Raw genomic sequence first — 21,378 nt, 5'->3', positions numbered from 1 at the left:
CGGTCGCAGGTTCTGGGGCGCCCCCGTGTCGCACATTCTGTTCGTACGGACGGGCGAGACCAGGGCAAAGTCTACCGGCGGTCCTCCTCGTCCCGTGGGGCCTCTCGGCGACGGGAGCGTGGAAGGACTCTCAGAGCGTCCCCTATGTCGGCGACTTCCAGGACCTTCATCCCGGCAGGGATCTTGCCCGGGTCGCCCGGAACGAGCGCGTGTGTGAAGCCCAGACGGTGTGCTTCGGCGAGTCGCCGCTGGACGCCCGTGACCCGTCTGACCTCGCCCGCGAGGCCGACCTCGCCGATCGCGACCAGGTTCTTGGGCAGCGGGGTGTCGCTGGCCGCCGAGGCCAGCGCGAGGGCGACGGCGAGGTCGGCCGCGGGCTCGGAGAGCTTCACCCCGCCGACCGTCGCGGAGTAGATGTCCCGCTTGCCGAGCGCGCTGATCCGGCCGCGCTGCTCCAGGACGGCGAGCATCATCGAGACCCGGGAGGTCTCCAGGCCCGAGGTCGTACGGCGCGGCGAGGGGATCTGCGAGTCGACGGTGAGCGCCTGGACCTCGGCGACCAGGGGGCGGCGGCCCTCCAGGGTGACCGTCAGACAGGTGCCGGGGACCGGTTCGTCGCGTCTGGTCAGGAAGAGTCCGCTCGGGTCGGCGAGGCCCGTGATGCCCTCGTCGTGCAGTTCGAAGCAGCCGACCTCGTCCGTGGCGCCGTAGCGGTTCTTGACGCCCCGGACGAGCCGCAGGCGCGCGTGCCGGTCGCCCTCGAAGCTGAGGACGACGTCCACGAGGTGTTCCAGGAGCCGGGGCCCGGCGATGGCCCCGTCCTTGGTGACATGGCCCACAAGCAGGGTGGACATCCCGCGCTCCTTGGAGGCGCGGATGAGCGCGCCGGCCACCTCGCGCACCTGCGCCATGCCGCCGGGGGCGCCGTCGATCTCCGGGGAGGCCACGGTCTGCACGGAGTCGAGGATCAGCAGCGACGGCTTCACCGCGTCCAAGTGGCCGAGGACGGCGGCCAGATCGGTCTCGGCGGCGAGATACAGATGGTCGTCGATGGCCTTGATGCGGTCGGCGCGCAGCCGCACCTGGCTCGCCGACTCCTCACCCGTGACATACAGCGTGCGGTGCTCGTCGCTCGCCGACTTCGCCGCCACGTCCAGCAGCAGGGTCGACTTGCCGACGCCCGGCTCGCCCGCGAGCAGCACCACCGCGCCCGGCACGAGCCCACCGCCGAGCACCCGGTCCAGCTCGGGCACGCCGGTCGAGCGGGCGGTGGCCTGGCGCCCGTCGACCTGGCCGATGGGCACCGCGGAGGTGGTGACGCGCCCCGGTGTCGTCGTACGGACGGCGGGCGCGCCGTACTCCTCGATCGTCCCCCACGCCTGGCACTCGGGGCAGCGACCGAGCCACTTGGCCGTCTGCCAGCCGCACTCGGTGCAGCGGTAGGACGGGCGGTCCTTGGTGGACTTGGTACGGGCAGCCATGCCGAGAACCGTAACCGAGCCCACTGACAACGCCGGACGGTCCGGGTGCGGACGCTCGCCGCGGGTCGGGCCGAGCACATGATCCGACACTCCGCGAACCGGCCATCACCGTCGGTAACCAGCCACGGAACAGGCGGTTCCTGTACCCGATTGAGGGATCGTTTCACCCGTATGGATTAAAAGTGCTCAAGGAGGAAGAAGGGTTCATCCCGCGCCGCCTACGGTCCACGGATGAGCAGCAGCCCGGAGACCTCGCCCCGCATCACCGGCGCAGACCAGGCGCGCCGGGAGGCACGTGACCGTGCCGCTGCGCGCACGCTCGCGCAGCGGCCGCCGGGGCGTTACGAGCCGTATCTCGACGGGCTGTTCACCTACTGCCTGTCGGTGCTGTGCGACCACGACGCGGCGACCGCCGCCCTGGGCGAGGCCCTAGCGCTCGCCGAGAAACGCCGTGGCCCCCAGGCGCCGGGGGACCGCCGCGCCTGGCTGTACGCACTGGCCCGCTGGGCCTGTCTGCGCAAGCTCGCGGAGGCCAAGCAGAAACGTCAGGGCACGCACGCGGCGGGCCGGCACGGCACCGAGAAGCAGCGGCCGGCAGAGCACCCCGTCGCCGACGAGATCCAGGAGGAGCGCCGCCGCGAACTCGCCCTGCTGGCCTGGCCGGAGGCCGCCGGCACCAGCCCGGAGCAGCGCGAGGCACTCGAACTCGCCGTACGCCACCACCTCGCCGCCCACGAGGTCGCCGCCGTACTGGGCCTCGGCCTCGCCACCGCCCGCGAACTGCTGGCCTCCGCCGCCTGCGAGGTGGAGCGCACGCGCGCGGCCCTCGCCGTCGTCGAGACCGGCGGCTGCCCGGACGTCGCCCGGCTCACCGGCGACAACCAGCTGGTGCTCAGCTCGGCCCTGCGCAAGGAGCTCGTCCGGCACGTCGACGACTGCCCGCGATGTCGCCGCAGCGCCGAGCGTGCCATCCCCGGCCGCTGGCCCGGCGCGACGATCACACCCGCCGAGCTGCCCGTCCTCGAGGCACCCCGCGCGGCCCTGCACATGGCGGTCACCCATCAGCCACGCGCGCGTGGCGGCGCTCTTCCCCGGTTCGACCGGCGCGGCTTCCCGATGGACCCCAAGGACCGCGCCGCCCGCCGCGACCGCCTACGCGCGCGTGCCGTCACGACGACGGTCGTCGCCACCGTGGTGGCCGCCCCCGTGTTCGCCCTGTGGGCCGCCTACCGGGGCTCACCGGCCGAGGGCGCCGACGGCCGCTCCGCCACCGCCAGCGAGGCGCACGGCCCGGTCAGCCTGGGCGGCGAGGTGTCCGGCGGCGGCTACGAGAACGCCGGCAACGCCAGCCTCCGGCCCGGCGGCGACTTCGGCAGAGGCCACAGACGGCCCGACATCTCCGTGGAGGTCATCAGCGTCACCGGCCTCAGCGGGAAGAGCGCCGGACACCTCCAGGTGTCGGCAGGCCACGACGGCGACACCACGCTCGTGACTCTCACCGCGACCGGCCCCGCGCCCGTGCACTGGTCCGCGTCGACCGGAGCCGCCTGGCTCTACCTCAGCCAGTCCTCGGGAACGCTCGCACCCGGCGAATCGTTGACGATCAAGGTGTACGTCGACCATCTGCGCGAGCCGTCCGGCCCGTGGAGCGCACACGTGGCCCTCTCACCGTCCGGGGCCGTCGTCTCCATCGAGGGCTACGGCGCCGCACCCAGCCCGACCGCCCCCGGTCCGAGCAGCCCCGGCACCCCGCCGCCCTCCTCGGACCCGGCACCGACCCCGACCGCCTCGGACCCCACCCCGAGCGCCCCGCCCTCGTCCCCCGGCCCTGACCCCACCCCCACCGACACCGCCCCGTCCGGCCCGACAGCCCCGCCCGCCGACAGCGGGAACCCGAGCCCTACGGCGTCGTGAGCGCAGCGCGCGTCAGCCGACCGGGTCCGCCGGATGCGGCGCGACCAGCGGCAGCTGCGCGGCCAGGCGCTGCTCGCACAGCTCCACGAGGCGGTCGTAGCCGGCCTTGCCCATCAGCTCGGTCAGCTCCGGCCGGTAGGACACGTACACCGGGTCGCCCGCGCCGTGCGCCGAGGTCGCCGACGTGCACCACCAGTGCAGGTCGTGGCCGCCCGGGCCCCAGCCCCGGCGGTCGTACTCACCGATCGACACCTGCAGCACCCGGGTGTCGTCGGGCCGGTCGATCCAGTCGTACGTCCGCCGCACCGGCAGCTGCCAGCACACGTCCGGCTTGGTCTCCAGCGGCTCGCGGCCCTCCTTCAGCGCCAGGATGTGCAGCGAGCAGCCCGCGCCACCCGCGAACCCGGGCCGGTTCTGGAAGATGCACGAGCCCTGGAAGGGACGGGTCTGACGGTCGCCGTCCTCGTCCTCGGACACCCAGCCGTGCTTGGTGCCCTCGTCATGGTGCTGCCAGATGTCGGGCGTGAGCCTCGCCACATGCCCGGCGACGCGCTTCTCGTCGTCCTCGTCGGAGAAGTGGGCGCCCAGCGTGCAGCACCCGTCGTCCGCGCGGCCCGCCTGGATGCCCTGGCAGCCGCTGCCGAAGATGCAGTTCCAGCGAGAGGTGAGCCATGTCAGATCGCAGCGGAAGACCTGCTCGTCGTCCGCCGGATCAGGGAACTCCACCCACGCGCGCGCGAAGTCGAGGCCCTTCTCGTCCGCTTCCCTGGCCTTCTTCGACAGCTTCGCCGACTGCGGTGGCTTCACCTGCGAAGAACCCTTGGCGGACTCGGCAGCCTTGGCTGCCTTGGCAGCCTTGTCGTCCTTCGCCCTTTTCGTCTTTGGCACAGGACCAGCGTACGGGTCTCGAAGCGCCATCCCATACGGAGGACCGCCCAGGTGGCAGTAGCGTTCCGTACATGAGACTCGGTGTCCTCGACGTGGGATCGAACACGGTGCATCTGCTGGTGGTGGATGCGCACCCGGGCGCGCGCCCGCTGCCCGCGCACTCGCACAAGGCGGAGCTGCGCCTTGCCCAACTGCTCGACGAGAGCGGAGCGATCGGCCCCGAAGGGGTCGACAAACTGATCGCCGTCGTCCACGAGTGCCTGCAGGCCGCCGAGGACAAGGGCGTCGAGGACGTGCTCCCCTTCGCGACCTCCGCCGTGCGCGAGGCCAGCAACGCCGACGACGTCCTCGCGCGCGTGCAGGCCGAGACCGGCGTCGAGCTGCAGGTCCTCACCGGCGCGGAGGAGGCCCGGCTCACCTTCCTCGCCGCCCGCCGCTGGTTCGGCTGGTCCGCGGGCAAGCTGCTCGTCCTCGACATCGGCGGCGGCTCCCTGGAGATCGCCTACGGCATCGACGAGGAGCCCGACGCGGCCGTCTCCCTCCCGCTGGGCGCCGGCCGCCTCACCGCCGCCTGGCTCCCCGGCGACCCGCCGGATCCGGAGTCCGTAAGGGCCCTGCGCCGCCACGTGAGGGCCCAGATCGCCCGCACGGTCGGCGAGTTCGCCCGCTTCGGCGCCCCGGACCACGTCGTGGCCACCTCCAAGACCTTCAAGCAGCTCGCTCGCATCGCGGGCGCGGCCCGCTCCACGGAGGGCCTCTACGTCCAGCGCGACCTGAAACGCGAGTCCCTGGAGGCCTGGGTCCCCCAGCTCGCCGGCATGTCGGCGGCCCAGCGCGCGGAACTCCCAGGCGTGAGCGAGGGCCGAGCGGGCCAGATACTGGCGGGCGCCCTGGTGGCGGAGGGCGCGATGGACCTGTTCGGGGTGGAGAGCCTGGAGATCTGCCCGTGGGCGCTGAGGGAAGGCGTGATCCTGCGTCGTCTGGACCACATGGGCTCGGTGTGAGCGCCCCTGTAGGGCGCGGGGCTGTGACATCAGCGACTCCGTCGCGGGGCGCGAACAACCACAACACACCCGCACCCGCCCGTGGCGATTCCCACAACGGCGAATAGGCGCGCGGCCCAACGGAACCGCACCCCGTAACCTGTCGGCATGGCGGAGCCAGTCTGCATCCCGGATGCGAAGGTCGCGCTGTCCACGGCCTCGGTGTACCCGGAGTCCACGGCGACGGCCTTCGAGATCGCCGCGCGCCTCGGGTACGACGGCGTCGAGGTCATGGTGTGGACCGACCCGGTCAGCCAGGACATCGAGGCGCTGCGCAGACTCAGCGACTACCACCGCATCCCGATCCTCGCCGTGCACGCCCCCTGTCTGCTCATCACGCAGCGGGTGTGGTCCACCGACCCGTGGACCAAGCTCCAGCGCGCCCAGGCGGCCGCCGAGAAGCTCGGGGCGACCACGGTCGTCGTCCACCCCCCGTTCCGCTGGCAGCGCCAGTACGCCCGTGACTTCGTCACCGGAATCTGGCGCATGGCGAACGAGACGGACGTGCGGTTCGCCGTCGAGAACATGTACCCCTGGCGCTACCGCGACCGCGAGATGCTCGCGTACGCCCCCGACTGGGACGTGACGAAGGAGGACTACCGTCACTTCACGATCGACCTCAGTCACAGCGCCACGGCCCGCTCCGACGCGCTGCACATGGTCGACCGCATGGGAGACCGCCTCGGCCATGTCCACCTCGCCGACGGCAGGGGATCGGCCAAGGACGAGCACCTCGTCCCCGGCCGCGGCAACCAGCCCTGCGCCGAGCTGCTGGAACGTCTCGCCCTGACCGGTTTCGACGGCCACGTCGTGATTGAGGTCAACACCAGGCGCGCCATGTCCGGCGCCGAACGCGAGGCCGATCTGGCGGAGGCGCTGGCCTTCACCCGCCTCCACCTCGCCTCCGCGGTGCGGGTGCCCAGACCGTGACCGAGGCCCCCGACCCGACCGCGCGCCGCCGTGGCCGGCGCCCCCGTAAGGAGTCCGCCGACACCCGCGACCGCATCCTGACCGTGGCCCGCGAGGAGTTCTCCGAGCGCGGGTACGAGAAGACGTCCGTACGCGGTATCGCCAAGGCCGCCGGCGTGGACTCGGCGCTGGTGCACCACTACTTCGGCACCAAGGAGCAGGTATTCGAGGCCGCGATCGAGGTCGCCTTCGCGCCCGCGCTGAACGCCCCGGAGGCCCTCGCCGACGGTCCGGCGGACGGCGTCGGCGAGCGGCTCACCCGCTTCATCTTCGGCATCTGGGAGAACCCCACCACCCGTACGCCGCTGCTGGCGATCGTGCGCTCCGCCGTCAACAACGAGGCCGCCGCCGCCGTCTTCCGCCGGCTGGTCGCCTCCCAGTTGCTGCGCCGCGTCGCCGCCCAGGTGGACCGGCCGGACGCGGAGCTGCGCGCCGAGCTGGCGGCCGCGCAGCTGGTGGGGTGCGCGATGCTGCGCTACGTGATCAAGGTGGACCCGCTGGCGTCGGCGGACGTGGAGCAGATCATCGCGCGGGTGGCGCCGGTGGTGCAGGGGCATCTGACCGGGCCCTGACCCCCCCCGATGCGAGGTCCCTGCCCTCTGAACGAGATGCACGTCCCGCATTCCGGACACGGTGTCCATCCCTTGGAGCAACGGGCGTACGCTCGACTCAGTCAGAACTCTCCGAAGGAGCGAGCGACGATGCCCGAGCTGAGGTCCCGCACAGTCACCCACGGCCGCAACATGGCGGGCGCCCGCGCCCTTATGCGCGCCTCCGGTGTACCCGGCGCGGACATCGGCCGCAAGCCGATCATCGCGGTCGCCAACTCCTTCACGGAGTTCGTGCCGGGCCACACCCATCTGCAGCCGGTCGGCCGGATCGTCAGCGAGGCGATCACCGAGGCGGGCGGCATCCCGCGCGAGTTCAACACGATCGCCGTGGACGACGGCATCGCGATGGGCCACGGCGGCATGCTGTACTCCCTGCCCTCCCGCGACCTGATCGCGGACAGCGTGGAGTACATGGTCGAGGCGCACTGCGCCGACGCCCTGATCTGCATCTCCAACTGCGACAAGATCACACCGGGCATGCTGAACGCGGCCCTGCGCCTGAACATCCCGACGGTCTTCGTCTCCGGCGGCCCGATGGAGTCCGGCCGCGCCACCCTCGTCGACGGCACGGTCCGCACGCTCGACCTGGTCGACGCGATCTCGGACGCCGTGAACGACAAGATCTCGGACGAGGACATCCTCCGTATCGAGGAGAACGCCTGTCCGACCTGCGGCTCCTGCTCCGGCATGTTCACCGCCAACTCGATGAACTGCCTGACCGAGGCCATCGGCCTCTCCCTGCCCGGCAACGGCTCGGTGCTGGCCACCCACACGGCCCGCAAGCAGCTCTACGTCGACGCCGCCCGCACCGTCATGGACATCACTCGCCGCTACTACGAGCAGGACGACGACGCGGTCCTGCCGCGCTCGATCGCGAGCTTCTCCGCCTTCGAGAACGCGATGGCCCTCGACATCGCGATGGGAGGCTCGACGAACACGATCCTGCACCTGCTGGCCGCGGCCCAGGAGGCGGGCGTCCCGTTCGGCCTGGAGGAGATCAACGAGGTCTCGCGGCGCGTGCCGTGCCTCGCGAAGGTCGCTCCGAACGTCGCGAAGAACCGCACCTACTACATGGAGGACGTGCACCGCGCCGGCGGCATCCCCGCCCTGCTGGGTGAACTGCACCGCGCCGGCCTGCTGAACGAGAACGTGCACTCGGTCCACAGCCCCTCCCTGGCGGACTGGCTGAAGACCTGGGACGTGCGCGGCGGCTCCCCGTCCCCCGAGGCGGTGGAACTGTGGCACGCGGCCCCCGGCTGCGTCCGCTCCGCCGAGGCCTTCTCCCAGTCCGAGCGCTGGGAGGCGCTGGACGAGGACGCGGCGGAGGGCTGCATCCGCTCCGCCGAGCACGCGTACTCCAAGGACGGCGGCCTCGCGGTCCTCAAGGGCAACCTCGCCGTCGACGGCTGCGTGGTCAAGACGGCCGGCGTCGACGAGTCGATCTGGACCTTCGAGGGCCCGGCGGTCGTCTGCGAGTCGCAGGAGGAGGCCGTCGAGAAGATCCTCAACAAGCAGGTGACCGACGGGGATGTCGTGGTCATCCGCTACGAGGGCCCCAAGGGCGGCCCGGGCATGCAGGAGATGCTCTACCCGACGTCCTTCCTCAAGGGCCGCGGCCTCGGCAAGACCTGCGCCCTGATCACCGACGGCCGCTTCTCCGGCGGCACCTCGGGTCTGTCCATCGGCCACGCCTCGCCCGAGGCGGCCTCCGGCGGCACGATCGCGCTCGTCGAGGACGGCGACCGCATCCGCATCGACATCCCGAACCGCACGATCGAGCTCCTGGTCGACGAGTCCGAGCTCGCCCGCCGCGAGCAGGCCCTGGGCGGCGTGTACGCGCCCAAGAACCGCGAGCGCAAGGTGTCGGCGGCCCTGCGGGCCTACGCGGCAATGGCGACCAGCGCGGACAAGGGCGCGGTGCGGGACGTCTCGAAGCTGGGCTGAGGTTGTTCATGCGGTGAGGGGCCGTCTCTTCGGGCGGCCCCTTTCGCGTGTTACCAGGCCGCCGGATCGCGGGCGTCCACGGCGAAGACGGTCCCGTCGGGCGCGGTGGCGTAGACGTGGCCGTGAGCGAGGACGGGTGCGGGGATGGTGTCCATCACCTGGTCCTGGTTCCTGCCCAGACGGGCTGGAGTCTGCCCTTCCAGGATCCCCTTGTGGCCGTCCACCGCGAGCAGCCGTCCGTCGGCGGCACTGACGTAGACATGACGGCCGTCGGAGACCGGTGCCGAACCCCGGCTCACCGAGGTCTCGATGGTCCACAGCTGCCGGCCCGTGCCCGTGTCCACGGCCTCCAGGGAGCCGCCGGTGGCCAGCAGCTGGACCACGTCCTTGCGCACCCCCGCACGGGCGCTCTGCAGGGGGAGGGGCAGCGCCGTTCTCCGCGCCGACCTGGACCGGGGATCGTAGCGGACCACCGCGTGCGTATCGCCGTAGACCCTGTCGACGGCCATGAGGAAGACGGAGCCGCCCGCCGAGCCGCAGGGCTGCAGAGCGCCCTTCAGCCGGGCGTCCCACCGCACCTCACCTGTAGCGGGATCGACGGCGGTGACGCGCGTGCTCGAACCGTCGTCGGAGACGCTCGCCAGGTACGCCAGCGGATCACCGGCGAAGGAGGAGAAGGCCAGCGCCTTGTGCCCCGGTATCGACCGGGACCATCTGGTGGCGCCGGACGCGCTGTCCACGCCGGTGACCGTGCCGTCCGCTCGGACCAGCAGAAGCATGCTCCCGGCCGGCTGCACCGAGTCGTACGCCGGCACCTTCCGCTCCCAGCGCGCCTTGCCCGAGGCAGGATCGAGCGCTTCCAGTTGCCGGCCCCGGTCGGCCAGGGGCAGCTGCACGAGACCACCCGACAGGACCGGCGGAGCGATCCAACGGGCGGTGTCGGTGCGGTGCCGCCACAGCAGACCGCCGTCCGAGGGGTCGAGGGCGAACACCAGACCGGGCTGGGCGCAGAGCAGCTTTCCCGCTCCGTACGAACACCGGACAGGCCCCTCGCTCCCGGACACGGGCTTCGCCGTCCACGTTCGGAACCGCGCGGGGGACGCGGTGGGCGTCGTGCCGTGCGAGGGGGCGGGTGTGTCACCGAGCAGTTGAACCGCGGCGAGGAGCCCGCCCGCCACGAGCACGAGCGCCCCGGCCGCCATCAGCACCTTCTTGCGCAGCCGCCCCTTTGCCGGCCGCTGCGGCTGCGGCTGCGGCTCCGACTCCGGCTCCTCGACACGGGGTTCCGGAGACGGCGGGGCCTCGACCGTCCGCCGTTGCGCCGGTATGAACGCCTGTGTGTCGTACGAGGCCGCAACCGACCGCAGTTCACGCATCAGCTCGTCCGGGGTGGGCCGGTCCTCCGGCTCCTTGGCGAGGCAGCGCAGCACCAGCGGGGAGAGGTCCTCTGCCACGCCGGTCAGGTCCGGCTCGTCGTGCACGACCTGGTAGGCGACCACGTACGGACTGTCGGAGTCGAAGGGGCCGCGGCCCGTCGCCGCATGCACCAGCACGGACCCGAGCGCGAAGACGTCGGCGGCGGGCCCGACCTCCCGGGGCCGCCGGAACTGCTCGGGCGCCATGAACGGCGGAGTACCGATCAATTTCCCGGTCTCGGTTCGCAGTTCGCTGTCCTTTGGCCGAGAAATACCGAAGTCGATGACCTTGGGACCGTCCTCGGCGAGCAGCACATTGCTCGGTTTCAGGTCCCGGTGCACCACGCCGACCCGATGGATGTCGCGCAGTGCCTCGGCCAGTCCCGCCATCAGCCGGCGCAGCTGTGCGGGGGGCATCGGCCCGTTCCGCTTCACATGGTCGGAGAGGGTCGGTCCCGGAATGAACAGCGTGGCCATCCACGGCCGTTCCGCTTCGGGATCGGCGTCGACGACGGACGCCGTGAAGGCACCGCTCACCCGTCGAGCCGCCGCCACCTCCTGCCGGAAACGCCCTCTGAACTCGGGGTCCTTGGCGAACTCGGCATGCACGACCTTCACCGCGAGCTTCATGCCGGAGGTGCTCCGTGCCAGGTGCACTACACCCATGCCGCCCGAACCCAGACACGACTCGAGGCGATAGTGACCGGCGTACTCGGGAAGTTCCGCTTCCGCGCCCGCTCCGGTGTTCTGCTGCGGCGCCATGGAACCACCCCCGTACTGTTCGTCCGCGCGCGACGCACGGAGCCTAGTCGATGACTCGTGCGATACGGAGGCGGCTTGCTAGCGTTCGCATGCCAGTTACGTACCTGTGTTTCATGGCGTGTTTTAGGGGAATGAACGGGACCCCATGGCTTTCATGGGGCACAACGGGGGAGGGTTTTCATGTCTGTTGACCGCATCGACGAGGCCGCGAGAGACGAGGAGGCCGTCACAGCGGCCGCCGCCGTGACGGCCTCCGTGCGCTACTACTCGGTGGCACCGGGCGTCCGCCTCAATGTCCGCAGTGGCCCGGGGACCCAGTACAGCATCGTCCGGATCCTGCCCGAGGGCGCGAAGGTCCCGATCTACTGCCAGACCCCGGGGACATCGGTGTCGGGTCCGTACGGCACCTCGAACATCTGGGACAACATCGACGACAGCCAGTTCGTCTCGGACGCCTACGTCCTCACCGGCAGCGACGGCTACGTGGCACCGCGCTGCGGCTGACGCACAACCTGAGGGGTCCTGATGACTTCCCGGAGACGTAGATCCGCACTTTTCGGGGGCGCCGCCGGTGCCCTTCTCATGGTGGTGGGTTCGGCAGCCACGGCGGACGCGACGACCGTACCCACCTACCCGACCGCTCCAGGGGTCCGGCTGAACGTTCGCAGCGGGCCCGGCACGAACTACACCATCGTGCGGGTCCTGCCCGCGGACACGAGGGTCCCGATCTTCTGCCAGACCACGGGCACAACGGTCTCCGGCTACTACGGCACGTCGAACATCTGGGACAACATCGACAGCGGCGAATACGTCTCCGACACCTACGTCAACACCGGCAGCGACGGCTACGTAGCCTCCCGCTGCGGCTGATCCCGAAGGGAGCCCGCGCCCGCCCCGGAGCCATAATCGTCCCGTGAGCGACGAAACCGGCACCGACGGCACCGCGGGCTCCACCGGCGGCCCCCGCCCAGAACCCCTGCGGTTCTTCGGCACCACCTGGGTGAACCACGACAACGGCTACACCTCCCGCCGCATCGGAGTGGCCGCCGGTTCCCTCATGACCGCCGCCGCCTCCTGCGTGGTCCTGCGCCTCGCCTACCAGGGACTCCAACTCGCCGACAGCGGCGCCTTCGTGACCGTCCTCATCGTCGCCATGTTCGCGATCTGCAGCGCCCTCGCCTTCCGCAACACCTGGGACGGCTTCGGCAAGCGCCCCGATCCCGCCCGCCAGGCCTCCCTCCGCGGCCTCCTGGCCATCGGCTTCGTCGGCTCCCTCCTCGCCTACTTCTTCCGCTCTCTCACAGAGGCCCCCGGCGAAAAACTCCACCGCGAGGAGTACGAGGCAGCCCTCACCCGACACAAGAACCGCACCACCCGCCGCACGGGCAACCCGTCGAAGAAACGCCGACGTTCTTGAGCGGTGCCCCTCCGATCGGCCGGCGTCGAAACGGTGGGGAGTGACGGGCTTCGTTTGGCTGGGGGGTTGATTGACGGGGGCTGCCGCGCTTGCTCGGGCGGGGGCTGATTAGGAGGGCACTCCGCTTCCTCGGGTTGGCCGGGAGCTCCCGGGCTCGGTTCGGCCGGGGCTGATCGGCCGGGCGCTGCCGAGTTCGGCTCATTTTGCGACGAAAAGCCTGGGGCGGTCGGCTGGGTGGTGCTGAGCTCGGGCCGGCTGGGGAACCGTCAGCCGGGGGGCGCTGGACTCGGCTCGGCCAGGGCGATTCGCCAGGCGCTGCCGGGCTCCGCCCGGTCCGGTCCGGCATGCGCCGCAGGGCCACAAGCAGCGTCCTCGGCACGCGCACAAGGTTGCCGGATCGTCGAAGCTACGGCTGCATCGGCCGCCCCGCGGTGCAGTCCGGCCCGCGGCCCCAGCCAGGCGCCGCACAACTCGGCGCGCAGGACAGACCCGCCCGCCGGAGAAGGTGGCTCTCTCACCGAAAACTCCCTGCCCCCTGCACCCAACCCGAGCCACCATGGCCTCATGACCGCCTCACAGCCCACCCGCGCCCACTCCTTCAACGCCGCCGCAGCCCAGTACGCCGCCAACCGCCCCTCCTACCCACCGGCCCTCTTCGACGCCATCGAGGACCTGACCGGCCGGCCCCTCCAGGGCGCACGCGTCGCGGACATCGGCGCCGGTACGGGCATCGCGACCGCGCTTCTGGCCGCCCGCGGCGCGGACGTCGTCGCCGTGGAGCCCGGCGAGGGCATGGCGGTCGAGTTCCGCCGCGCCCACCCCGGTCTCCCGATCGTCCGGGGCAACGGCAACGAGCTCCCGCTCGCCACCGCCTCCGCCGACCTCCTCACCTACGCCCAGGCCTGGCACTGGACCGAGCCCGCCCGCTCGGTCCCGGAGGCCCTGCGTGTGCTGCGGCCGGGCGGAGCGCTGGCCCTGTGGTGGAACACCACCGACCTCGACGTCCCGTGGCAGGCTGCGCAAGCCGGCCGCCTGGAGCGCCACTTCGGCATCAGGCGCGAGGTCGACAGGACCGGCAACGGAGCCCCCACCGCTCTCGCCGACCCGACGGGCGCCCTCCGTTTCACCCGCCGTCATGTCCGCTGGAGCCGCCCGGTCACCATCGACACGCACCTCGCCAACATCGGCAGCCATTCGATGTTCCTCGTGCAGAGCGAGGAACGCCGGGCGGCCATCCTCGGCGACGAGCGCGACCATCTCCTCGCCGCCTTCCCGGGCGGGATGGTCGAGGAGGCCTACGTCGTCGACCTGCTCGTGGCCACCAACTCATGACCCCGCGCGGCGGCCCACCCCTCCAGGGCCGCCGCACACGCATGGTCCACATGCCGCAGCCCGCCCAACTCCAGCCGCACCTCCCGGTCGTGCGGCAGCGCCTCCAACGCGTCCAGCAGCTTCGGCAGCCGCAGGAACGTCGCATGCCCCAGCACCCGTACGACGATCCCCGCCTCGCCCCGGTCCTCGGTCTCCACATGCACATGGCTGATGTCCCACGCCGTCTTCGCCACGGCCAGCGTCAGCCCCACCAACACCCCGTCCAGCAGATTCCCCAGCACGATCACCCCCGCCGTCACCGCCAGCACGACGACCTCCCCGCGGTGCTCGCGCCACAGCACCCGCGCCTCCCGCACCGGCACGAGCCTGCACCCGGCGTGCACCAGCAGCGCGGCCAGCGCCGCCACCGGAATCAGCCCGAGCACCCCGGGCAGCACCACCGTGAACAGCAGCAGCCACCCGCCGTGCAGCACCCGCGAGGCCTTGGTCCGCGCCCCCGCCTGAACGTTGGCCGCGCTGCGCACGATCACCGCGGTCATCGGCAAGGCCCCCAGCACCCCGCACACCGCGTTCCCCGCGCCCTGCGCCATCAGCTCCCGGTCGAAGTCCGTCCGCGTCCCCCGGTGCAGCCGGTCCACCGCCGCCGCGCTGAACAACGACTCCGCCGACGCGATCAACGCGAACGCCACAACGGTCCCGATCACCCCCACTTCCGTAAGCCGCCCGAAGTCCTCCGCCCCCGGCACCCGCACCGCATCGACGAGCCCCCGCACCTCGACCCGCCGCACACCCAGGCCGAACACCCCGGTCACCGCCGACACCACCGCCACCGCGACCAACGGCGCAGGCACCACCCGCGCACCCCTGCGCCAACGCGGCCACAGCAGCAGTACGGCCATAGTGGCACCCGCCACTGACAACGCCCCCGGATCCACCCGCCCGGGCAGCCACACCAGCCCGGCGATCTTCCCGAGCCCGCTCGCCGGCGCGGCCGTATCGCCCATCGCATACACCTGCCCGGCGACCAGCAGCAGCCCGATCCCGGCGAGCATCCCCTGCACCACGGCCACGGACACGGCCCGGAACCACCGCCCGAGCCGCAGCGCCCCGAGCCCCAGCTGCACCAGCCCGGCCCCCAACACCAGCACGCCGAGCGCCTGGACGCCGTACCTGTCGACGGCCTCGTAGACGAGCACCGTCAGCCCCGCCGCCGGCCCGCTCACCTGCAGGCTGCTGCCGGGCAGCGCCCCGGCGACCAGCCCGCCGACGACCCCGGTGACCAGCCCCAGCTCGGCGGGGACTCCGGAAGCGATGGCCACGCCCACACACAGCGGCAGTGCGACCAGGAAGACGACCAGCGAAGCGAACAGATCGGCCTTGCGTATGCGACAGCGCATGACAACAGCACCTCCGTCGGTGAGGGGAGATGCGTGGGCGCCGGGCCGGGGGAGGGCACGGCGAAGTGAAATCCATTGTCAGGAACGGGAGTTGGTTCCGCATCCGGTTCGCGTTTGCGGCCGGTGAACGCGGAGGCATGCAGACCGGACTCTCCCCCTCCGATCGCGCCGCCACGCGCCTGCGCCGCCGCACGCGCCCCCCTTGAGGGAATCGCTTGACGGCGCTGCCGGCCCGGAGCATTATTCATCACATGATGAATTACTTCGAAGGTGGCACCGTGGATCCCCCTGCTCCCGCCGTCCGAGCCGAAGGCCTCACCGTCACCCGCGGCCCCCGCACCGTCCTGCGCGACCTCGACTTCACCGTGCCGCGCGGCCAGATCACCGGCCTCCTCGGGCCCTCCGGCTGCGGCAAGTCGACCCTCATGCGCTCGATCGTCGGCACCCAGGCCAAGGTCACCGGCACCCTGGAGGTCCTGGGCAGCCCGGCCGGCCACCCCACCCTCCGCACCCGCATCGGATACGTCACCCAGGCCCCCTCCGTCTACGACGACCTGACGGTCCGCCAGAACCTCGACTACTTCACGGCGATCCTCGCCCCGGGGCGCACCGCCTCCGACCGCCGCCACGAGATCGACCGCGTCCTCACCGAAGTCGACCTCACCTCCCACGCCGACGCCCTCGCCGGCAACCTCTCCGGCGGCCAGCGCAACCGCGTCTCCCTGGCGGTCGCCCTGCTGGGCACCCCCGAACTCCTGGTCCTCGACGAACCCACCGTCGGCCTGGACCCGGTCCTCCGCCGCGACCTGTGGACCCTCTTCCACTCCATCGCCGCCGACCGCGGCGCCACCCTCCTCGTCTCCTCCCACGTCATGGACGAGGCCGAGCGCTGCCACCGCCTCCTGCTGATGCGCGAGGGCGAGATCCTCGCCGACGACACCCCCGAAGCCCTGCGCACCCGCACCGGCTCCGAAACGGTCGAGGCGGCCTTCCTGCACCTGGTCGACGATGCGGCCGCCGCCGCCCGCGAGAAGGAGACCACCCGATGAGCACGACGACGACCACGACCGGTACGGCGACGACACCCGCGCCGACGGGCGCCCTGAACGCCTCCCGCACCGCCGCCACCGCGGCCCGGGTCCTGCGCCAGCTCCGCCACGACCCGCGCACCATCGCGATGATGATCCTCATCCCCTGCGTGATGCTCTTCCTGCTCCGCTATGTCTTCGACGGCAGCCCGCGCACCTTCGACAACATCGGCGCATCACTCCTCGGCATCTTCCCCCTCATCACGATGTTCCTGGTCACGTCCATCGCCACCCTGCGCGAACGCACCTCGGGCACCCTCGAACGCCTCCTCGCCATGCCGCTGGGCAAGGGCGACCTGATCGCGGGCTACGCCCTCGCCTTCGGCGGCCTCGCGATCATCCAGTCCGTCCTGGCCACGGGCCTCGCGGTCTGGTTCCTCGGCCTGGACGTCACGGGCAGCCCCTGGCTGCTCCTCCTGGTCGCCCTCCTGGACGCCCTCCTCGGCACCGCCCTCGGCCTCTTCGTCTCGGCCTTCGCGGCCTCCGAATTCCAGGCGGTCCAGTTCATGCCGGCCGTGATCTTCCCCCAACTCCTCCTCTGCGGCCTGTTCACCCCGCGCGACAACATGCACCCGGCCCTGAAAGCGATCTCCGACGTCCTGCCCATGTCCTACGCCGTGGACGGCATGAACGAGGTCCTCAAACACACCGACATGACCACCAACTTCCTCCGCGACGCCCTGATCGTGGCGGGCTGCGCCCTACTGGTACTGGGCCTCGGCGCCGCAACCCTGAGGCGCAGGACAGCGTGACGGAGCCGGCCTCGTGGCTGCCGGTCCGCCTTTCAGCCCGTCCGGCGTTTGAGGACGAGGCCGTTCAGGCCGATGGGGGTCCAGGGGGGAGCCCCCTGGCGGGGTCGAAGGGGCAGCGCCCCTGGGGACGGGACGGGCAGGGGCGGCGGGGGCGAGAAACCCGGCGGGAACCCACCCGCCGACGTCCCGCCCACCGGACACCCAAGCCACCCACCCACCCCCGGTGCGACGATGTACCCCGGACGACGCACCCCCGGAGGGCACCCCAGCCATGACCCAGAAAGTCGCAGTCCTCGGCACCGGCAAGATCGGCGAAGCCCTGCTCAGCGGAATGATCCGCGGCGGCTGGGCCCCCGCCGACCTCCTGGTCACCGCCCGCCGCCCGGAGCGAGCCGAAGAACTCCGCACCCGCTACGGCGTCACCCCGGTAACCAACCCGGAAGCCGCCAAGACCGCCGACACCCTGATCCTCACGGTCAAGCCGCAGGACATGGGCACCCTCCTCGACGAACTCGCCCCCCACATCCCCGCCGACCGCCTGGTCATCAGCGGAGCCGCCGGCATCACCACCGCCTCCATCGAGGACCGCCTCGCCACCGGCACCCCGGTCGTCCGCGTCATGACGAACACCCCCGCCCTCGTCGACGAGGCCATGTCCGTCATCTCCGCCGGCAGCCACGCCACCGCCGACCACCTCGCCCACGCCGAGGAGATCTTCGGCGCCGTCGGCAAGACGCTGCGCGTCCCCGAGTCCCAGCAGGACGCCTGCACCGCCCTCTCCGGCTCCGGCCCGGCATACTTCTTCTACCTGGTCGAAGCCATGACGGACGCTGGCATCCTGCTCGGCCTGCCCCGCGACAAGGCCCACGACCTGATCGTCCAGTCCGCGATCGGCGCCGCGACGATGCTCCGCGACAGCGGCGAACACCCGGTCAAGCTGCGCGAGAACGTCACGTCCCCCGCGGGCACGACCATCAACGCCATCCGCGAACTCGAGAACCACGGCGTCCGAGCCGCCCTCATCGCCGCCCTCGAAGCCGCCCGCGACCGCAGCCGCGAACTCGCCTCCGGCAAGAAGGACTAACCCCCACCGGGGGCGGTCACCTCGCCGCGTCCACCACCTCCTTCGTGGCCACCACACGCGCAAAACCGCCCCCGTGCAGCGACACCGCCGACGCCTGCGCAACCTCGTCGGCACCGCGCCGCCAGCCGAACGGCCCCTCCAGATCGAAGGTGTACGTCGCGTCATACGCGACCAGCACGTCATAGCCCAGATTGCCGCCCATCCGAGCCGTCGTCTCCACGCACATATTGGTCTGGATCCCGGCCACCACGATCTGCGAAATCCCCTCCGCCTTCAGCCAGGCCCCCAGATCCGGCGTCCCATAGAACGCCGAGTTGACGGTCTTCGTGATCAACAGCTCGGCCCCGCCGGCGCCCTTGCCGCGCCGCTGCTCCACGTACTCCTTGAACCCGTTTCCCTCGTACCCCGGCCGCAGCGGCGACCGGGGCTTGGGCGAGTCATGCCGTACGAAGACGACCGGCCGCCCCGTCGCCTGCCACACGTCGATGAGCGAAGCGATGTTGTCATCGGCCTCCGGGTTGTTCCGCGGCCCCCAGAAGTCGGCCTCGTCGAAGCCCTTCTGCACGTCCACGACCACCAGCGCTGCGTTCTCTGCGATCTCCATGCCCACGATCCTGCCGCCGGGAGCACCATCACCCCAGTAGGTGAAAAGCCTGCGATCGATGATTTACTGCCAGCCATGGAGAACGCCGCAGCGGACACCTATCGCGTCGCCCTCGTCGCCTTCCCCGGCATCCGCGCCTTCGACGTCTCCGTCATCACCGAGGTCTGGGGCACCGACCGCACCGACCGCGGCGCCCCCGCCTTCGACCTGCGCCGAGTCGCCGCCGACACCACCACCACCACCCCCATTCCCATGCGCGGAGGTATGTCCCTCCATCCGGACCGCACCCTCAGCTGGCTGTCCCGCGCCGACCTGATCGTGATCCCCGGCCTCGACGACCACCTCACAGCCGCGCCCGCCCCCGTCCTCGACGCCCTCCGCCGTGCACACGCCCGCGGCACCGCCATCGCGGCCCTCTGCGGCGGCGCCTTCACCCTCGCCCAGGCCGGCCTCCTCGACGGCCGCCGCGCCATCACCCACTGGAACCTCGTCAGCCTCCTCCGCACACACCACCCCCGGGTCACCGTCGTCCCCGATGCCCTGTTCATCGAGGACGACAACCTCTGGACCGCAGCCGGCACCGCAGCCGGCATCGACCTCTGCCTCCACCTCGTCCGCCGGTCCCACGGCGCCGAAGCCGCAGCCACCATCGCCCGCTCGATGGTCACCGCCCCCTTCCGCACCGGCACGCAGGCACAGTTCATCGAGCACCCCACACCCCGCGCCGACCGCGACGCCGACACCCTCGCCGCCGTACGCGAGCACGCCCTGCGCCGCCTGCACGAGCCGCTCACCGTCGCCGACCTGGCCGCCTACGCAGGCATGTCCCCACGCAGCTTCGCCCGCCACTTCACCGCGCAGACCGGCACGCCCCCGCTCCGCTGGCTCCTCGACCAGCGCATCGCCGCAGCGCAGAGACTCCTCGAACGCACCGACCTGCCCATGCCCGAAGTAGCCCGCCGCGCCGGCTTCGGCAGCGAGGTCACGATGCGCCAGCACTTCGCATCGCGCCTCGCCACCAGCCCGCGCGCCTACCGCGCCGCGTTCAGCACCACACCGGCCCCGGTATCCGAAGCAGCCGGCAGCAACCCGATCGCGCGATAAGCGGCATCCACGGTCGGCCGGGCCAACGCCCGCGCTCTCTCCGCACCATCCCGCAGCACCCCCTCCACATAGCCCGGATCAGCGCACAGCGCCCTGTGCCTCTCCTGTACGGGCCTGAGGAGCTCGACCACGGCGTCTGCGGTGTCCTTCTTCAAGGACCCGTACGACTCATATACACCGCTCAAGGCCTCCGGGTTCCCACCCGTGCAGGCCGCCAGCATCTCCAGCAGATTCGTCACGCCGGGCCGCTCCTCCCGGTCGTACACGATCTCCCGCCCACTGTCGGTCACGGCCCGCATGATCTTCTTCCGCACCACATCCGGCTCGTCGAGCAGATAGACGATCCCCGGCCCGGAGTCGTCCGACTTCCCCATCTTCGACGTCGGCTCCTGCAGATTCATGACCCGCGCCGCCACCGCCGGGAGCGTGGCCTTCGGCACCACGAACGTATGCCCGTACCGCTGGTTGAACCGCACAGCCAGATCCCGCGTCAGCTCCACGTGCTGCGCCTGGTCGTCCCCCACCGGCACCTCGTCCGTCCCGTAGACCAGGATGTCCGCCGCCATCAGCACCGGATACGTCAGCAGGGACAGCCGCACACTCCCACCCCGCTCGCGCTCACGCGCAGCCTTCTCCTTGTACTGGATCATCCGCCGCATCTCACCGTCGGTCGCCACACACTCGAGGACGTACGACAGCCGCGCGTGCTCATCGACATGACTCTGTACGAACACGGTGCACAGCGCCGGATCCAGCCCCGTGGCCAGCAACAGCGTCGCCGCCTGCCGACTGAGCCTGCGCACCCGCGCCGGATCGTGGTCCACGGTCAGCGCATGCAGATCGACGATGCAGAACAGCGCGTCCGCCCGGTGCTGGTCCACCGCGGCCCACTGCCGCATGGCTCCCAGGTAGTTCCCCAGCGTCAGGTGCCCGGTCGGCTTGACCCCGCTGAAAACCCGCGTCATCTCTTCTCCACCTCCTGGTCGAGACCGCCGTCCCGGCGGCCGGCCCTCAGGAGCACTGGAGGGAGAAACGAGAACGGCCGCCGAGGCGGCGGCCGTTGAACGCATACGTCAGTACGGCCGCCGTCAGGCGGCCCACCACTGCTTGGTACACGTACGCGTAGTCATGTCGCTCAGCGTACGCCTCCTGGGTGCCGCCCGGAGGCAAGTTGACACACCCCCGCGCGCTACGTAGTGTTCTCCGAGTTGTCCGACGTGAGCGCCGACCGCGGTCGGTCCCCGGACAACCACTTCGCAAGTACCAACCGCTACTCGACGACCAGTCGATCTGTCTGGCGTCGCTTTATTGGTATGCGTATTTGCGAAATGAGGAATCCACGTTCGAAAGGACGCGGACCCCGATTAGCTCGGGGGCCGGGAATCCGCTAAAGTCTCACTCGTCGGAACGGCCCAACGGCCGGGAGGACAGCCCCTCTGACTGGGAGTCAGGCCCGAAAGGATCTGATAGAGTCGGAACCGCCGGAAAGGGAAACGCGAAAGCGGGAACCTGGAAAGCACCGAGGAAATCGGATCGGGAAACGGTCTGATAGAGTCGGAAACGCAAGACCGAA

The 21,378-nt window shown here is 71.2% G+C and carries 19 protein-coding genes; 13 read left to right on the top strand and 6 right to left on the bottom strand.

The window, feature by feature from the left end:
• Nucleotides 1-71 precede the first annotated feature (71 nt).
• A complete protein-coding gene (radA, locus tag ACWCRD_RS03980; RefSeq protein WP_344406207.1) occupies nt 72-1,481 on the bottom strand; it encodes a DNA repair protein RadA in 1,410 nt (469 codons plus the stop codon).
• Nucleotides 1,482-1,712: 231 nt separating this feature from the next.
• On the opposite strand from radA, the gene ACWCRD_RS03975 reads away from it, so the two are divergent.
• Nucleotides 1,713-3,395, top strand: a complete 1,683-nt coding sequence (locus tag ACWCRD_RS03975; protein WP_450964393.1) for a BACON domain-containing protein — start codon at nt 1,713-1,715, stop codon at nt 3,393-3,395.
• 12 nt (nt 3,396-3,407) lie between these two features.
• Here the strand turns inward: ACWCRD_RS03975 and ACWCRD_RS03970 are convergent, their stop codons facing one another.
• Entirely contained in the window at nt 3,408-4,283 is an 876-nt protein-coding gene (locus ACWCRD_RS03970) for a hypothetical protein (RefSeq protein ID WP_450964392.1), read from the bottom strand.
• A 71-nt stretch (nt 4,284-4,354) separates the two neighbouring features.
• On the opposite strand from ACWCRD_RS03970, the gene ACWCRD_RS03965 reads away from it, so the two are divergent.
• The 4 genes from ACWCRD_RS03965 (at nt 4,355) to ilvD (ending at nt 8,850) form a co-directional block, all read left to right on the top strand.
• The gene (locus ACWCRD_RS03965) at nt 4,355-5,287 is read left to right on the top strand and encodes a Ppx/GppA phosphatase family protein (protein WP_450964391.1); all 933 of its coding nucleotides are present in this window, start codon (nt 4,355-4,357) and stop codon (nt 5,285-5,287) included.
• 147 nt (nt 5,288-5,434) lie between these two features.
• Complete coding sequence (locus tag ACWCRD_RS03960; protein ID WP_344406202.1) at nt 5,435-6,256, top strand: sugar phosphate isomerase/epimerase family protein; 822 nt, start codon at nt 5,435-5,437, stop codon at nt 6,254-6,256.
• On the top strand, nt 6,253-6,867 hold the full coding sequence (locus ACWCRD_RS03955; protein WP_450964390.1) for a TetR/AcrR family transcriptional regulator: 615 nt from the start codon (nt 6,253-6,255) through the stop codon (nt 6,865-6,867). The genes ACWCRD_RS03960 and ACWCRD_RS03955 overlap by 4 nt, the downstream gene beginning before the upstream one ends.
• A gap of 129 nt (nt 6,868-6,996) precedes the next feature.
• Nucleotides 6,997-8,850 carry a dihydroxy-acid dehydratase gene (gene ilvD, locus ACWCRD_RS03950; protein WP_450964389.1) on the top strand — a complete coding sequence of 618 codons (1,854 nt, stop codon included), beginning with the start codon at nt 6,997-6,999 and terminating at the stop codon, nt 8,848-8,850.
• 50 nt (nt 8,851-8,900) lie between these two features.
• Here the strand turns inward: ilvD and ACWCRD_RS03945 are convergent, their stop codons facing one another.
• On the bottom strand, nt 8,901-11,027 hold the full coding sequence (locus ACWCRD_RS03945) for a serine/threonine-protein kinase (RefSeq protein ID WP_450964388.1): 2,127 nt from the start codon (nt 11,025-11,027) through the stop codon (nt 8,901-8,903).
• 180 nt (nt 11,028-11,207) lie between these two features.
• Between ACWCRD_RS03945 and ACWCRD_RS03940 the strand changes: the two genes are divergently transcribed.
• The 4 genes from ACWCRD_RS03940 to ACWCRD_RS03925 all read left to right on the top strand — a co-directional run bounded on the left by ACWCRD_RS03940 (nt 11,208) and on the right by ACWCRD_RS03925 (nt 13,776).
• Nucleotides 11,208-11,531 carry an SH3 domain-containing protein gene (locus ACWCRD_RS03940; protein WP_450964387.1) on the top strand — a complete coding sequence of 108 codons (324 nt, stop codon included), beginning with the start codon at nt 11,208-11,210 and terminating at the stop codon, nt 11,529-11,531.
• A gap of 21 nt (nt 11,532-11,552) precedes the next feature.
• Nucleotides 11,553-11,897 carry an SH3 domain-containing protein gene (locus ACWCRD_RS03935; protein ID WP_450964386.1) on the top strand — a complete coding sequence of 115 codons (345 nt, stop codon included), beginning with the start codon at nt 11,553-11,555 and terminating at the stop codon, nt 11,895-11,897.
• 43 nt (nt 11,898-11,940) lie between these two features.
• Complete coding sequence (locus ACWCRD_RS03930) at nt 11,941-12,444, top strand: EamA/RhaT family transporter (protein WP_450964385.1); 504 nt, start codon at nt 11,941-11,943, stop codon at nt 12,442-12,444.
• A gap of 564 nt (nt 12,445-13,008) precedes the next feature.
• The gene (locus ACWCRD_RS03925) at nt 13,009-13,776 is read left to right on the top strand and encodes a class I SAM-dependent methyltransferase (protein ID WP_450964384.1); all 768 of its coding nucleotides are present in this window, start codon (nt 13,009-13,011) and stop codon (nt 13,774-13,776) included.
• On the opposite strand, the gene ACWCRD_RS03920 is transcribed toward ACWCRD_RS03925, so the two are convergent.
• Nucleotides 13,740-15,173, bottom strand: coding sequence for a SulP family inorganic anion transporter (locus ACWCRD_RS03920; protein ID WP_450964383.1), 1,434 nt, complete (start codon nt 15,171-15,173; stop codon nt 13,740-13,742). The genes ACWCRD_RS03925 and ACWCRD_RS03920 overlap by 37 nt on opposite strands.
• Before the next feature lie 251 nt (nt 15,174-15,424).
• On the opposite strand from ACWCRD_RS03920, the gene ACWCRD_RS03915 reads away from it, so the two are divergent.
• The 3 genes from ACWCRD_RS03915 (at nt 15,425) to proC (ending at nt 18,097) form a co-directional block, all read left to right on the top strand.
• A complete protein-coding gene (locus tag ACWCRD_RS03915) occupies nt 15,425-16,222 on the top strand; it encodes an ABC transporter ATP-binding protein (protein ID WP_450964382.1) in 798 nt (265 codons plus the stop codon).
• Nucleotides 16,219-17,013: an ABC transporter permease gene (locus tag ACWCRD_RS03910; protein ID WP_450964381.1), complete on the top strand. Its 795-nt coding sequence runs from the start codon at nt 16,219-16,221 to the stop codon at nt 17,011-17,013. Before ACWCRD_RS03915 ends, ACWCRD_RS03910 begins: the two co-directional genes overlap by 4 nt.
• Nucleotides 17,014-17,284: 271 nt before the next feature.
• Nucleotides 17,285-18,097 (top strand): pyrroline-5-carboxylate reductase, encoded by an 813-nt coding sequence (gene proC, locus ACWCRD_RS03905; protein WP_450964380.1) that lies wholly within the window; start codon nt 17,285-17,287, stop codon nt 18,095-18,097.
• Nucleotides 18,098-18,113: 16 nt separating this feature from the next.
• Here proC and ACWCRD_RS03900 read toward each other — a convergent pair whose 3' ends face one another.
• Entirely contained in the window at nt 18,114-18,701 is a 588-nt protein-coding gene (locus tag ACWCRD_RS03900) for a cysteine hydrolase family protein (protein WP_450964379.1), read from the bottom strand.
• 75 nt (nt 18,702-18,776) lie between these two features.
• On the opposite strand from ACWCRD_RS03900, the gene ACWCRD_RS03895 reads away from it, so the two are divergent.
• Nucleotides 18,777-19,805: a GlxA family transcriptional regulator gene (locus tag ACWCRD_RS03895; protein ID WP_450964378.1), complete on the top strand. Its 1,029-nt coding sequence runs from the start codon at nt 18,777-18,779 to the stop codon at nt 19,803-19,805.
• Here the strand turns inward: ACWCRD_RS03895 and trpS are convergent.
• Nucleotides 19,733-20,770: a tryptophan--tRNA ligase gene (gene trpS, locus ACWCRD_RS03890; RefSeq protein ID WP_450964377.1), complete on the bottom strand. Its 1,038-nt coding sequence runs from the start codon at nt 20,768-20,770 to the stop codon at nt 19,733-19,735. The genes ACWCRD_RS03895 and trpS overlap by 73 nt on opposite strands.
• Between the last annotated feature and the right edge of the window lie 608 nt (nt 20,771-21,378).

The organism is Streptomyces sp. NPDC002092 (assembly GCF_053593775.1).
The sequence above is the reverse complement of the archived record's forward strand: the minus strand, read 5'-3'. Positions and strand labels throughout refer to the sequence as shown.